The organism is Parabacteroides sp. TM07-1AC (genome assembly GCF_003480915.1).
Classification (GTDB): domain Bacteria; phylum Bacteroidota; class Bacteroidia; order Bacteroidales; family Tannerellaceae; genus Parabacteroides; species Parabacteroides chongii.
In genome coordinates this window covers 107,720-121,482 of record NZ_QUKD01000013.1, presented here as the reverse complement: position 1 = coordinate 121,482, position 13,763 = coordinate 107,720, and the positions used below count along the sequence as shown (strand labels likewise).

Sequence of the window (13,763 nt, the reverse complement as noted above, 5' to 3'; positions counted from 1 at the left end):
TACGTTTTCAAGCCCGGGATTGTTCTTATTCTAACAATGCCTATCGTAAGACCTTAATAATAGGCATTGTTAGCTCCTTAGAATAGGCATTGTAACACCCTAACAATAGGCATTGATAGAACTATAAAAAAAGGTTGTGCCAAAATGTTGGCACAACCCATTTCTATATCTAAATTCTATCTTTTTAAAGTTTAGCGCGGATCGCTTCGCTTTCCTTTTCATATCCGGGCTTGTTCAACAACGCGAACATGTTTTTCTTGTAAGCTTCAACCCCCGGCTGGTCGAACGGATTGACGCCCAGCATATAACCGCTGATACCGCAAGCCTTCTCGAAGAAGTAGAACAACTGGCCGATGTAATAAGCATTTACTGCCGGCATCGTGATCTTGATGTTAGGAACGCCACCGTCTACGTGTGCCAGCTGAGTACCCAGTTCTGCCATTTTATTTACTTCGTCCACGCGTTTGCCTGCCAGGAAGTTCAAACCGTCCAGGTTTGCTTCGTCAGTCGGAACGATCACTTTATGATCCGGTTCTTCAATTGAAATGACGGTTTCGAAGATAATGCGTTCACCTTCCTGTATCCATTGACCCATAGAGTGCAGGTCGGTTGTCAAGTCGACAGAAGCCGGGAAAATACCTTTTCCGTCTTTACCTTCGCTTTCACCGTATAACTGTTTCCACCATTCACCGATGTAATGCAATTTCGGATGGAAGTTGGCTAGGATTTCGATCTTTTTACCGCTCTTATACAATTCGTTACGAGTAGCAGCATAGATAGCCGACAGGTTTTCTGCAAAAGGAACATCCGTACCTGTTACTTTTTCCATAGAAACAGCACCGGCAACCAGTTCGCGGATGCTGATACCAGCTACAGCGATAGGCAGCAAGCCAACCGGGGTCAGTACGGAGAAACGTCCGCCTACATTATCAGGGATAACGAAAGTCTTATAACCTTCCTGGTCAGCTAATGTACGTAGGGCACCTCTTTTAGCATCAGTAATAGCAACGATACGATGTTTTGCTTCTTCTTTACCAACAGCGTCTTCCAGTTGTTTCTTCAACATACGGAATGCAAGGGCAGGCTCGGTAGTCGTTCCTGATTTAGAGATGTTGATCAGACCGAACTGTTTTCCTTTTAGAACTTCGCACAGCTCATACAGGTAATCTTCACCGATATTCTGTCCGGCATACAGGACAACCGGATTTTTGCGGTCAGACTGTAACCAGTCGAAGCTATTGTTCAATGCTTCAACAACGGCCTTTGTTCCCAGGTAACTTCCGCCGATACCGATAGCTACGACAACGTCACATTTGGAACGAAGCACGTTAGCCGTGTTCTCGATGTCTGTCAATTCAGCATCTGTAATAGAAGAGGGGAGATGTAACCAACCTAAGAAGTCGTTACCAGCTCCGTTTCCGTTATGTAAAGTGGCAATACATTCGTTTGCCTTAGCTTCCTGTGCGTATACTTGTTCTTTCGTAACAGCGCCCAGTGCTTTGTCGATGTTAAGACTGATGTTTTTCATATCTACTTAAATGTTTCTGTCAACTGCCGTATGATGGTAGTCGGCGATTTTCTTTCATATAAAATGTCGTATAAGGCATCCAGGATCGGCATGTTTACCTTATATTTCTCGTTTATTTCGTGAATACACTTGGTCCCGTAATACCCTTCGGCGATCATTTCCATTTCCAGTTGGGCGATTTTCACCGAATATCCTTTTCCGATCATCGTCCCGAATGTACGGTTACGGCTGAAACGGGAATAGGCAGTTACCAGCAGGTCTCCCAAATAAACGGAATCAGTAACATCCCGCTCCAGGCTATGTACGGAATTCAGGAAGTTACGCATTTCTTCAATCGCATTGCAGATAAACACAGCCAGGAAGTTGTCGCCATACTTCATCCCGTGACAAATACCTGCAACGATGGCATATACATTTTTCAGTACGGAAGCATATTCTATACCTCTAACATCTTTGCAGCAATAGTTGTTTAAATATGGATTCTGAAATACATGTGCGACAGCCCGTGCGTTATCGATATTGGAACAGGCCAGCGTGATATAGGAGAGACGTTCGAGTGCTATCTCTTCTGCATGGCACGGACCTCCGATGACTGCGATATGATCCGTCGGAACATTGTAGTATTCCGTGAAATAATCGGCAATCAGCATATTCTCGTCCGGGACGATTCCCTTGATGGCAGAAATGATGAATTTGTCATTCAGCGGAGTGGTGACTTTCATCAAATGCTGCTTCAGGAAAGGAGAAGGGGTAGCAAAGATCAGCGTATCTGAATCTTTGATAACCTCGTTTATATCTGTGTAGAATTTAATTTTGTCTGTATCGAACTTTACGGCCGACAAATAACTTGGGTTATGTCCGGTTTTTAAAAAGTCGTCAACCTGGTCCTGCCGGCGCATGTACCAGTTAATACTATCCTGTGTAGAAAGAACAATTTTGGCTAAGGCGGTAGCCCAGCTACCACCTCCCATTATTGCTATTTTACCGGGTAATTTCATGGCATTCCCTTTTATTTGGCCGCATTAGCAATCCAGGCTTCAACTTCTTCAGCCGCAGGATTTTGCAGTTCCAGCTTATACTTCTTGTTCATTTCGCAAAGCTCCTGACGTAACTTGTTAGGATTTAACTCTTTCAGCGTGTCAACAGTTATGTATCCGGCTTTTTGTAATGCCGGAACCCAAGCTTCGTCGATACCTAATGCAACATATTTATCAGCAGTATCTTTTTTTACTGTTTTTTCAGGACGCATCTGCGGGAAGAATAAAACTTCCTGGATCGTCGTCTGTCCTGTCATCAACATCACCAAACGGTCGATACCGATACCGATACCGGATGTCGGAGGCATACCGAATTGCAGTGCACGCAGGAAGTCCTGGTCGATGAACATCGCTTCGTCGTCCCCCTTTTCGCTCAACTTCAACTGATCTTTGAAACGTTCTTCCTGGTCGATTGGGTCGTTCAGCTCGCTATAAGCGTTTGCCAACTCTTTACCGTTCACCATCAATTCGAAACGTTCTGTCAGTCCCGGTTTGCTGCGGTGCATTTTGGTCAATGGGCTCATTTCAACCGGATAGTCGATAATGAATGTCGGCTGGATGAATGTACCTTCGCAGAATTCTCCGAAGATTTCATCGATCAGCTTACCTTTACCCATCGTATCGTCGATCTCCATCTTCAATTCTTTACAAATTGAACGGATTTCATCTTCGCTCTTGCCTTCCAGGTCGTAACCGGTCTTTTCCTTGATGGCTTCCAGAATAGGCAGACGACGGAAAGGAGCCTTGAAGCTGATGGTCTTACCGTCGACTACGGTTTCGCATGTGCCGTTGACAGCCATACAGATCTTTTCCAGCAGTTGTTCCGTGAAACTCATCATCCAGTTGTAATCCTTATACTGCACATACAGTTCCATGCAGGTAAATTCCGGGTTGTGTGTCCGGTCCATACCTTCGTTACGGAAGTTTTTGCCGATTTCGTAAACCCCTTCGAAACCACCGACGATCAGTCTTTTCAGATACAGTTCGGTAGCGATACGCAGATATAGGTCGATATCTAATGAGTTATGATGCGTGATAAACGGACGTGCACTTGCACCACCGGCGATAGACTGAAGGATCGGAGTTTCTACTTCCGTATATCCGGCATCGTCGAGCACAGCGCGCATTGTTTTGATCACTTTTGCACGTTTCATGAAAATATCCTTTACGCCATCGTTTACGATCAGGTCGACATAACGCTGGCGATAGCGCAGTTCGGGATCGTTGAATCCGTCATAGGCAACACCGTCTTTGTATTTAACGACCGGCAGCGGTCTGAGTGATTTGGACAATACCGTTATCTCTTGTGCATGTACGGAGATTTCACCCATCTGTGTGCGGAATACAAAACCTTTGATTCCGACGATGTCTCCGATATCGAGCAACTTTTTGAAAACGACGTTATATAAATCTTTGTTTTCGTCCGGACAAATATCATCACGGGAGATATACACCTGTATTCTGCCTTCAGAATCCTGCAGCTCCATGAAAGAAGCCTTACCCATGATACGGCGGCTCATGATACGTCCGGCAATACTTACAGGACGAGGTTCGGCATCGTCTTTAAAGGATGCCTTTATTTCATTGGAAAATGCGTTTGTTACGTACTCGGCAGCGGGATAAGGTTCTATCCCCATTTGGCGCAATTGCTCCATGCTATTGCGTCTTATGATTTCCTGTTCACTCAGTTCTAATAGATTCATTACGCTATTATTTTGTATAATACGGCGCAAAATTACAAAATTATTCTCATTTATCGGCTAAATGAGTCGTTGTTTACTTAATTATATATCAGAAAAGCACTTATGATTGCGTATCGCTTCCGGTAGGAAGAAACGCACATCCTTTCCGGCTTTCAATGATTCGCGGATAAAGGTGGAAGAAATTTCCATTAAAGGGGCATCCGCTTTGCGGATAGAAGGAATGTCTGACGGGATATGTATCTCGTATCCTTTACGCGGATAAATAAGGATTGGGTAATGGGTGATCAGCTGGTCCGATTCTTTCCAGCGTCTGATGGAAGCCCAGTTGTCGGCTCCCATGATAAAATGGAACTGACGGTCGGGATATGTTTTTTCAAGTGCGCGGAGTGTATCGATCGTATAAGTAGGCTGTGGGAGCGTAAATTCGAAATCGCTTGCCTTGAATTTGGGATACCCTGCAATGGAAGCTTCAACTAATTCATACCGAAGCTGGTCGTCCATCAGGTTGCTACGGTCTTTCAGCGGATTATGGGGAGTGATGACGAACCATACTTCATCCAATCCGGCAAATTCACACAGCCAATTAGCCAAAGCCAGATGGCCGATGTGAACCGGGTTGAACGAACCGGAAAAGATTCCGGTTTTTATTCTTGTATGATCTTTTATCGCTGTCTTTTCCACTTGATGAAATTGAATGCCTGTACACCGAATACCAATCCGGTTGCAAATGCAATAATATATTCCTTATAGAGAATACCGGCAATACAAGTTCCTAATGCGGCAATGCCGGTTAAAGCAAAGATGTATCCCCATTTGCGGGGCAGTTGTCCGTTTGTATTCATTCTTTTGAAAGAAAGTTTTTAATTACTTCAAAGGCTTCTTTCTGTGCCGTTTCCAGATCATCGTTTACAATGCAAACATCGAAGTGGGGGATGAATCCCAGCTCAAACTCCGCTTTGGCGATACGGCTGTCGATTACTTCCGGTGTATCTGTTCCACGACCTACCAGGCGTTCACGCAGGTGATCGATACTGGGAGGCTGAATGAAAACCGACAAAGCACGATCGCCATAGAACTTCTTGATATTACAACCGCCTACTACATCGACGTCGAATATCACGTTATTACCTTCGTTCAGGATACGTTCCACTTCGCTTTTCAGTGTCCCGTAATATTTATCGGTGTAGACTTCCTCATATTCCAGGAATTCATCGGCAGCGATGCGTGCCCGAAATTCGTCGGGAGTCAGGAAATAGTATTCCACGCCGTCCTTTTCTGTTCCGCGAGGAGCACGGCTTGTCGCCGAGATAGAGAAATGCAGGTTCAGGTTCTGCTTCAGCAGATAGTTGATAATGGTTGATTTACCTGAGCCTGACGGGGCGGAGAATATAATTAGTTTACCAGCCATATTATAAAACGTTTAATACCTGTTCTTTGATCTGTTCCAGTTCGTCTTTCATCTGAACGACGATCTTTTGCATTTCTGCATGATTGCTTTTCGAACCGAGGGTGTTGATCTCGCGTCCCATTTCCTGGGCGATGAAACCAAGCTTTTTACCCTGTCCATGTCCATCTTTCATTGTGCTGATGAAATATTTCAGGTGGTTGTCGAGACGGTTCTTTTCTTCGTTTACATCCAGTTTCTCTATGTAATAGATCATTTCCTGTTCAAAACGATTCTTATCGTAATCCTGGTTTGCCACCTTCTCAAGGTTATCCATGATACGTGCTTTGATCTTTTCGATACGTTCGCCTTCGTATTCTTCCACTTCTGCAAGTAAGCGGGCGATGTTACCGATCTTTTCTTCAAACAGCTTCTGCAACATGGCGCCTTCCTGGATACGGAAATCACAAAGATGTTTGATGGCCTCTTTTACTGCTGTGAAAACAACTTCCCATTCGCTTTCGTCTACCTCTACAATTTCCGACTTGATAACATCCGGCATTTTCAGTAATGTCTGGAACCAGTCTGTAGGAAGTGCGATATTCAGTTTGTCTGCGATGTCTTTGATCTGGCTGTAATAACTTTCAAAAGCTGTGAGGTTAATCTGAGTAGGAGTATCTTTTCCTATATATTCAATGTAAATGCTGAAATCGACCTTACCCCGTTCGAGCGACTGAAGCAGCTGGCTACGGATTTGCATTTCTTTATCTTTGTAGATAGACGGAATGCGGGTTGATAAATCCAGTTGCTTGCTGTTGAGCGCTTTTATTTCTACGGTTACCTTTTTTGAAGGAAGTTCGGCTGTAACCTTACCGAATCCAGTCATTGATTGTATCATTGTTCTAAAAATTTGTGCAAAGATAAATTAATCAATTGACAATTGACAATTGACAATTGACAATTAATTGAAAAGGTGAATAAAATAGATGTTTTCGTCCGTTCTGTTCTGTTTATTTTATACTTTTGCATCCATTATCAAAAGATTGGCTTTTGACAAATATAATTGTCAATTGTCAATTATCAATTGTCAATTAATATGTCTTGTATTTTAAATATTGAAACATCGACCTCTGTCTGCTCCGTTGCTCTGTCAGCCGGCGGTGAGGTGCTTTTTGAGAAAAGTTCGTTTGAGGGCCCTTCACATGCAGCCTTGCTGGGCGTTTATGCGGAAGAAGCTATTGCGGTAGTGAAAGCGAAAGGTTTGAAGCTGGAGGCTGTAGCTGTCAGCAGCGGTCCCGGTTCATATACCGGATTGCGTATCGGCGTATCGGTTGCCAAAGGATTATGTTTCGGATACGGTATCCCGTTGATCAGCATTCATACACTGGAAATACTGGCTGTTGCTGCTTTGAAACAGCAACCTGCCGACAAAGATACTTTGTATTGTGCGATGCTGGATGCCCGTCGGATGGAAGTATATGCAGCTATTTACGATACAGATTTGAAAGAAGTTCGCGGAACTTCGGCTGATATAGTAGATGCCGATACCTATGCTTCTTATCTGGAAAAAGGCAAAGTTTGTTTCTTCGGCAATGGTGCTGCCAAATGCCGTGAAGCGATCGCTTCCCCGAATGCGATTTTCCTGGATGATATTCATCCGTTGGCGGTTAATATGATTCCCCTGGCAGAAAAAGCATTTACAGCCGGTCAGTTTGAAGATGTAGCTTACTTCGAGCCATTCTACTTGAAAGAGTTCCAGGCTACGATCGCTAAGAATAAAGTGCTGGGGTAGGTTATACCTCTTCGCACTTTACCATATCCCACCCCCGGAACTGCAATAGCAGCCGGTGGAGGGTTGTCCCTTCCGTCAATTCTTGTACTTTTTTGTCTTCACTATATTGGTATAATTGACTACGTCCTTCTTCTGCCTGTGCTTCAAGCTCCTTGTCGGTTGCATTACGGGTTGCATATTTTAGTTCGAGGATGTAGCTGTGTTTTATATCGGGATAACGCTGTTTGTTTGGCAAAAGGAAAAAGTCGCAATATCCGTAATTCATTTCCAGTTCAGGCTCTACCAGATAATAGGAAGACAATGCCAGGTACGCTTTCAGAAAACCCTGTAAATTCCTTTCCCCTTCCATTGCATCACGTACGGACGAATTTTCATGATAAGCACGTGCAACAGCTTCAAAGAATGGTTTCCAAAGACCGTCGAAAGCAAGGTTGTCAATCAAATCTTGTAGGTAAGATAAATTGACAGGGAATGTTTGCTGGTAGTAATCGCGAAGGAAACCTAAATATTGTTCTCGAACGCAATTATTAGGAATACACATCTTCAGGCGGTCACCGCGTGTACCGCATATCGTGAGTAATCCGTAATAATAGAGTAGGCTTCTGAAATTGTCGTGCTCTGCTATTTTCTCTGCTGGAAACGAGGTATGCAAATCAACAATGATTTCGCCTTTTGCGGCAATCTCTTCGATTGTACTCATACGATTCCCTTCGTGTGCACTATCATGATCGATGCGAGCAAGCATTTTCAATTTGCTGTAATCCGTACGAATATTTTTGTCTACCATCTCATCCGGCGCACGATGTCTCTGTATTTGAAAATTCAGATAATAAAGCGTCATATCACAATTGAACACCCTGTCCTCATTCAAGCTTTTAGGTGCAAAACAATAGTTGTTATACCATGGCTTCATCTCTGTTATCATTGTTTCAATGTCGCCAGTTAACACATTATTCTGATGATAATAGTGGAACATTTCGCGAACTTCCGTTTCGTTAAATCCCATCATGGAGTTGAATGTCTCGTCTGTTGAAATATTCCAGTCGATATTATATCCGCTGGAAAGATCGTCCAGTGTAACGGGACTGACACCCATCATGAAGATACGATCGAACATTCCCTTGAATTGTTTAAAATATTCGCGGTAGAAACCACTGGCATGTGTAAGGTCACGGAACATTTTTTGCCCGTGTTCGCTTAGTATGACATTCGTGAAGTTATCGTATTCATCAATAATAAGGTACAACGGATGATTTTTCTCTTTTGCTTTTATTTCTATGTAGGAAAGTTTAGCCTTTGCGCTTTCCAGGCTTTCTACCGTTGTCTTGAAGTCGGCATCATAGAAAGGGGCATATTCGTGTGCAAACTGGTTAATGATAATACTGCAATACTCATTAAAACTTGACATCATATCGCTTCCCGGCAATGAACATCCTGCCTTCGAGAAGTCGAAATAAAGGACCTGATAGCGGTTACGCTGGTCGGTCGGATGTTTTCCGATCCATAGATCTCCGAAATATTTGTCGAAATTCTTCTGTTGCAAAATGTCATAGTAGGTACGCATCATACTTAAGAACAGGCTTTTCCCGAAACGCCTCGGACGAATGAGGAAAAGATAGCTGGGCATCTTTTCAATAAGCGGCAAATACTCCGTCTTATCCACGAAATAAAAATTATCGTTCCTCATCCGGTTGAAATCGGATATTCCGTATGGTATACCTTTTACTTGATTCATAATGGCAACTTTTTAATAATGAATACAAAGTTAATTTATTCCGGTAAATAAAGCAATGATCGGGAAGATTCCATTATCATATTCCTATCATCTTGTCCAAAATAATTTTTGAAAATAACTATCATACTATCATTATTTTGTTTAACATATTGTTTATTAGTATTTTATATTATGATGGTTGCCGTTTTAAACTATCATTCAACTATCATCAACCATCATTCATGATAAGTGCGTTGTAATACTGAAATCTATAAATAGACAGGTCGGAAATATATTGTCTAAAATGAAATAAACTATTGAAAAACATTGCTTATGTGCTATGTTTTTATTATATTTGTAAGGAGGAAAAGGTGTTGGCCTCCGGGTCTGAATACCCCTGAGACCCGGGTGTGAGCATCGTTCAGATCCGGGTGTAAAATGGGGTAAAATGCCCGTTTTGGTGAAGTTTTCTAGTATTATTATTAAAATAAAGTACCGACCTATGGCACATTTCTATGTAGTTCGCACAAAATCGGATAAGACAGGTCCGATAGAAAAGAAACTGTTTTATGGAGTACCCGTTACGACGGGGCGGGTCACTACCGAGGAGTTGGCGGAAGAGATCGCTGCTCGCTGCTCATTGACGCGCGGAGATGTGCTTGCCACAGTCTGCGAGATGAGTGATATTATTCTTGAACGTTTGAAAGAAGGCTATTCCGTCGAACTGAAGGATATGGGTGACCTGTATCTCTCGGCAGGGAGTGAAGGGTATGAGAAAGCGAAGGATTGTACGCCGCATCGGGTAAAAGCGAAACGCGTCTGTTTCAGGATGGGGGCACGATTACGTAAGGAAATGCAGTTTTTTAAATTTGAAAGATACCCGTTCGAATGAAAGTAAGCCAATATCGTTATAAGAAAGACCAGCTTATGTTGCAGATACGTAGCCTGGAACCTGTGATGGAGATGTTACGCTCAGATAAAATGGGGGTACAGGTGGCTAATGTCCGTACCAGTTTACGCTTTTCATTGCCGGGGCGTACGAACGAGTGGATACGGAAATTGCCTGTGATCGTGTGGGGAGCAACATTTCTGCGGAAAGACGGGAAGGTACAGATGAAAAACTATACCGGGTATATCCTTTTGGAAGTGAACGGTTTGTCCGGTCCGGAAGAAGCCGCATCGATACGTGAGGAGGCGGCTGCCATGCCTCAGACCTTGCTGGCTTTCATTGGATTGAGCGGCAAGTCCGTGAAGATTGTCGTGCCTTTTACGCTGCCCGATGGCAAGTTGCCGCGTAGCCGGGAGAAAGCCGTTCTCTTTCATGCGGCGGCCTATCAGTTGGCGGTCAGGCATTTTCAGCCTCAGTTGAGCAGCATGATCACATTGAAAGAGCCGTCGCCGGAGCGGGGGACACGTGTCAGCTATGATACCGGGCTGTATTATAATCCGGCGGCGATATCGATCCGAATGGAACAACCGATACGGATGCCGGAGGAAAGCGAACTCCGTATCGTGCAGGAGGTTCCGCTCGATCCGATCGAACGTCTGTTGCCGGGCGTGAAACGTAATACGCAGATTGCAACCCTGTTCAGTATCGTGCTTTTGGAAGCGGTCCGTAAATTTGCCGGAAAGGAGAGTGACGATCTGCATGCATTGTTTACGGAGATGGCACAAAATAGTTGCCGTCTGGGGATTCCCGAGGAAGAGGCGGTAGGGTGGACCTTACGGTATGAGGCTTTGAAGTCGCATGAATTACTGGTGAGGCAGGTATTCCGGGGAGTTTATCTGCTGAAGAAAGCGATCGGAGGTAAATTACCTTTGCCGGAATGTCTTTCGATGGTGATGCAACTGGATGAATTCATGGCAAGACGTTATTTCTTCCGGATGAACGAGATGAGTGGGGAGGTGGAATATCTCGACCGTTCGGTCATACAGTTCGCGTACCGGCCTTACACCCTGAAAGTGCGTAACAGTATTTGCCTGGAGGCTCAGAAAGAGGGGTTGAATGTGTGGGATAAAGATATCGACCGGTATGTATATTCAGATCAGATACCCTTGTTTCATCCTATCGATGCTTTTCTTGCGAATCTTCCGGTATGGGATGGCAAGTCGCATATTCATGAGATGGCTGCGCGGGTTCCTAACAATAACCCGTTATGGAGTGATTGCTTTTATCGTTGGTTCCTGAGCATGGTAGCTCATTGGATGCAGCTGGATAAAGAACACGGAAACAGTACGACGCCGTTGCTGGTTGGTGACCAGGGATGCGGAAAATCGACCTATTGCCTGAACTTGTTGCCTCCGTCGCTTCGTCCTTTTTATACCGACAGCATCGATTTCGGTAATAAGAAGGAGGCAGAACTGGCTTTGCATCGCTATGCCTTGATCAATATCGACGAGTTCGATTCGGTAAAGGCTTCGCATCAAAGTTTTCTGAAGCATGTTTTGCAAAAGGCCGTGGTCAATGCTCGCTTACCTTATCAGAGTACGACGCGCAGCCTGCGACGTTATGCAACCTTTATCGCTACCAGCAATAATTTCGATCTGCTGACCGATCCGACCGGAAGCCGTCGTTTTATCTGCGTGGAAGTGGAAGGTCTGATCGACTATCTCCAGCCGGTCGATTACGAGCAGCTGTATGCCGAAGCAAAAGAGATGTTGCGCCGTGGCGAACGGTATTGGTTTACGCATGAGGAGGAGGCGGCAATCGTTGAGAACAACTGGCGTTTCCAGCAAATTCCGGCGGAAGAGCAATTGTTCCTGCGTTATTTCTGTATTTCAGAGGATACGGAAGGGATAGAACCTTTGCTGGCATCGGAGATATTGGATATAATTGCAGAGAAACAACCCGGTTTTGTTATTACGAAGAAGATGATACTCAACTTTGGTAAACTTTTGAAGCGAAACAATGTACCTAATAAACGGATGACGCGAGGGACTTGTTATTATGTAAAGGGTGTAAATAACTGAATATCACTATGTTTATGAAGTGTGATATGATAGTATGATAGATGTTATGATGGTTTAAATGAATAACTATCATAAGGCTAATTCCTTTATAATCATTGTTTTATGTTTGATTGATGATAGTATGATGGTTGTTTTGTGAAAAAAGAATTATGATAGCTGGTTTTAAACCAAATCATTGTATCTGCTGTTTTATGCTCATATAATAGAAACAGAGTAGCATAAATATGAAAAAGAAAAATGTATGGTTGGTCATCGGGGTAGTTGTAGCAATTGTCCTCCTGATGGTATGGTTATTCGTCGGAACAACAGTGGAAGAAGTGGCTGATCCGGTAGTGAGTCCGATGGTGGTTGAATAAAGTATGTAAGTGAACTGCTATTAATGCAAGGATGGCATGCTAAATGGAGTCTTAAACCCATTTCACATGCCATCTTTTATTTTTAGAATATCTATTGAATATCCCTATTGAATCTTATCCCAAGAATCCTAACAGGATACCGGCAGCTACAGCAGAACCGATCACACCTGCTACGTTCGGACCCATAGCGTGCATCAACAGATAGTTGGTCGGGTCATATTCCAAACCTACGATCTGGGAGATACGTGCAGAGTCAGGAACGGCGGATACACCGGCGTTACCGATAAGCGGATTGATCTTGTTACCTTGTTTCAGGAACAGGTTGAAGAACTTAACGAACAATACACCGGCACATGTTGCGATAACGAATGACAACGCACCCAGACCGAAGATCTTAACAGAGTTCAAGGTCAGGAACTGAGTTGCCTGTGTAGAAGCACCTACCGTGATACCTAACAGGATTGTGATTGTATCGATCAGCGGACCGCGGGCAGTTTCTGCCAGACGACGTGTCACACCACTTTCTTTCAACAGGTTTCCGAAGAACAGCATACCCAACAGAGGTAGACCGGAAGGAACCAGGAAACAAGTCAGCAACAGACCAATAATCGGGAAAACAATCTTTTCCGTAGAAGAAACGGCTCTCGGCGGTTTCATACGGATCAGACGTTCTTTCTTTGTGGTAAGCAGACGCATGAATGGCGGCTGGATAATAGGTACCAATGCCATATACGAATAGGCTGACACCGCAATAGCACCCATGAGGTTTGGAGCCAGTTTTGAAGACAGGAAGATAGCCGTAGGACCGTCGGCACCACCGATAATACCGATAGCACCAGCCTGGTTCGGTTCGAATCCCATCTGAAGAGCAATAATGTAAGCACCAAAGATACCGAACTGGGCTGCAGCACCGATCAACATCAACTTTGGATTGGATATCAAAGCGGAGAAGTCGGTCATGGCCCCGATACCGAGGAAGATCAATGGTGGATACCATCCGGAGGTTACCCCTTGATAGAGGATGTTCAGTACAGACCCTTGTTCATAAATACCTACCTGTAATCCTGCATCTTTGAAAGGAATATTACCGATCAGGATACCGAATCCGATAGGAATCAGAAGCATAGGTTCAAACTCGTATTTTATCGCAAGGAATATAAAGAGCAAACCTACCAAAATCATGACGATATGGCCCGGAGTTGCATTATATACCCCTGTATAGGTGAGGAACAACTGTAGGTTGTCACCCAGGAATGACATAAAACTCTCTTGCATATTC

The 13,763-nt window shown here is 44.0% G+C and carries 13 protein-coding genes; 4 read left to right on the top strand and 9 right to left on the bottom strand.

Annotated features, from left to right (window positions below; genetic code table 11):
• Nucleotides 1–184: 184 nt before the first annotated feature.
• From DXD68_RS21535 to DXD68_RS21505, 7 genes are all read right to left on the bottom strand, one after another.
• The gene (locus DXD68_RS21535; protein WP_122363517.1) at nt 185–1,528 is read right to left on the bottom strand and encodes a glucose-6-phosphate isomerase; all 1,344 of its coding nucleotides are present in this window, start codon (nt 1,526–1,528) and stop codon (nt 185–187) included.
• A gap of 2 nt (nt 1,529–1,530) precedes the next feature.
• Nucleotides 1,531–2,526: an NAD(P)H-dependent glycerol-3-phosphate dehydrogenase gene (locus tag DXD68_RS21530; RefSeq protein WP_122363516.1), complete on the bottom strand. Its 996-nt coding sequence runs from the start codon at nt 2,524–2,526 to the stop codon at nt 1,531–1,533.
• 11 nt (nt 2,527–2,537) lie between these two features.
• A complete protein-coding gene (gene lysS, locus DXD68_RS21525; protein ID WP_122363515.1) occupies nt 2,538–4,268 on the bottom strand; it encodes a lysine--tRNA ligase in 1,731 nt (576 codons plus the stop codon).
• An 81-nt stretch (nt 4,269–4,349) separates the two neighbouring features.
• On the bottom strand, nt 4,350–4,949 hold the full coding sequence (gene nadD, locus DXD68_RS21520) for a nicotinate (nicotinamide) nucleotide adenylyltransferase (RefSeq protein ID WP_122363514.1): 600 nt from the start codon (nt 4,947–4,949) through the stop codon (nt 4,350–4,352).
• Nucleotides 4,931–5,110, bottom strand: coding sequence for a hypothetical protein (locus tag DXD68_RS21515; protein WP_122363513.1), 180 nt, complete (start codon nt 5,108–5,110; stop codon nt 4,931–4,933). Before DXD68_RS21515 ends, nadD begins: the two co-directional genes overlap by 19 nt.
• Entirely contained in the window at nt 5,107–5,676 is a 570-nt protein-coding gene (gene gmk, locus DXD68_RS21510) for a guanylate kinase (protein WP_122363512.1), read from the bottom strand. The genes DXD68_RS21515 and gmk overlap by 4 nt, the downstream gene beginning before the upstream one ends.
• 1 nt (nt 5,677) lies before the next feature.
• Nucleotides 5,678–6,550: a YicC/YloC family endoribonuclease gene (locus DXD68_RS21505; protein WP_122363511.1), complete on the bottom strand. Its 873-nt coding sequence runs from the start codon at nt 6,548–6,550 to the stop codon at nt 5,678–5,680.
• A gap of 198 nt (nt 6,551–6,748) precedes the next feature.
• Between DXD68_RS21505 and tsaB the strand changes: the two genes are divergently transcribed.
• Nucleotides 6,749–7,444 (top strand): tRNA (adenosine(37)-N6)-threonylcarbamoyltransferase complex dimerization subunit type 1 TsaB, encoded by a 696-nt coding sequence (gene tsaB, locus DXD68_RS21500; RefSeq protein WP_122363510.1) that lies wholly within the window; start codon nt 6,749–6,751, stop codon nt 7,442–7,444.
• A gap of 1 nt (nt 7,445) precedes the next feature.
• On the opposite strand, the gene DXD68_RS21495 is transcribed toward tsaB, so the two are convergent.
• A complete protein-coding gene (locus tag DXD68_RS21495) occupies nt 7,446–9,179 on the bottom strand; it encodes an ATP-binding protein (protein ID WP_122363509.1) in 1,734 nt (577 codons plus the stop codon).
• Between the two features lie 481 nt (nt 9,180–9,660).
• Between DXD68_RS21495 and DXD68_RS21490 the strand changes: the two genes are divergently transcribed.
• The 3 genes from DXD68_RS21490 to DXD68_RS24680 all read left to right on the top strand — a co-directional run bounded on the left by DXD68_RS21490 (nt 9,661) and on the right by DXD68_RS24680 (nt 12,484).
• Entirely contained in the window at nt 9,661–10,050 is a 390-nt protein-coding gene (locus tag DXD68_RS21490; protein ID WP_122363508.1) for an HU family DNA-binding protein, read from the top strand.
• Nucleotides 10,047–12,128 (top strand): BT4734/BF3469 family protein, encoded by a 2,082-nt coding sequence (locus DXD68_RS21485; RefSeq protein WP_122363507.1) that lies wholly within the window; start codon nt 10,047–10,049, stop codon nt 12,126–12,128. Before DXD68_RS21490 ends, DXD68_RS21485 begins: the two co-directional genes overlap by 4 nt.
• Before the next feature lie 224 nt (nt 12,129–12,352).
• A complete protein-coding gene (locus tag DXD68_RS24680; RefSeq protein WP_255419298.1) occupies nt 12,353–12,484 on the top strand; it encodes a hypothetical protein in 132 nt (43 codons plus the stop codon).
• A gap of 114 nt (nt 12,485–12,598) precedes the next feature.
• On the opposite strand, the gene DXD68_RS21480 is transcribed toward DXD68_RS24680, so the two are convergent.
• Nucleotides 12,599–13,759: a sodium ion-translocating decarboxylase subunit beta gene (locus DXD68_RS21480; RefSeq protein ID WP_122363506.1), complete on the bottom strand. Its 1,161-nt coding sequence runs from the start codon at nt 13,757–13,759 to the stop codon at nt 12,599–12,601.
• Nucleotides 13,760–13,763 lie beyond the last annotated feature (4 nt).

What these genes read in the sequence shown, in the direction of transcription:
- DXD68_RS21535 (WP_122363517.1), bottom strand. Translation starts at nt 1,528, where the DNA reads ATGAAAAACATCAGTCTTAACATCGACAAAGCACTGGGCGCTGTTACG.
- DXD68_RS21530 (WP_122363516.1), bottom strand. Translation starts at nt 2,526, where the DNA reads ATGAAATTACCCGGTAAAATAGCAATAATGGGAGGTGGTAGCTGGGCT.
- lysS (WP_122363515.1), bottom strand. Translation starts at nt 4,268, where the DNA reads ATGAATCTATTAGAACTGAGTGAACAGGAAATCATAAGACGCAATAGC.
- DXD68_RS21515 (WP_122363513.1), bottom strand. Translation starts at nt 5,110, where the DNA reads ATGAATACAAACGGACAACTGCCCCGCAAATGGGGATACATCTTTGCT.
- gmk (WP_122363512.1), bottom strand. Translation starts at nt 5,676, where the DNA reads ATGGCTGGTAAACTAATTATATTCTCCGCCCCGTCAGGCTCAGGTAAA.
- DXD68_RS21505 (WP_122363511.1), bottom strand. Translation starts at nt 6,550, where the DNA reads ATGATACAATCAATGACTGGATTCGGTAAGGTTACAGCCGAACTTCCT.
- tsaB (WP_122363510.1), top strand. Translation starts at nt 6,749, where the DNA reads ATGTCTTGTATTTTAAATATTGAAACATCGACCTCTGTCTGCTCCGTT.
- DXD68_RS21495 (WP_122363509.1), bottom strand. Translation starts at nt 9,179, where the DNA reads ATGAATCAAGTAAAAGGTATACCATACGGAATATCCGATTTCAACCGG.
- DXD68_RS21490 (WP_122363508.1), top strand. Translation starts at nt 9,661, where the DNA reads ATGGCACATTTCTATGTAGTTCGCACAAAATCGGATAAGACAGGTCCG.
- DXD68_RS21485 (WP_122363507.1), top strand. Translation starts at nt 10,047, where the DNA reads ATGAAAGTAAGCCAATATCGTTATAAGAAAGACCAGCTTATGTTGCAG.
- DXD68_RS24680 (WP_255419298.1), top strand. Translation starts at nt 12,353, where the DNA reads ATGAAAAAGAAAAATGTATGGTTGGTCATCGGGGTAGTTGTAGCAATT.
- DXD68_RS21480 (WP_122363506.1), bottom strand. Translation starts at nt 13,759, where the DNA reads ATGCAAGAGAGTTTTATGTCATTCCTGGGTGACAACCTACAGTTGTTC.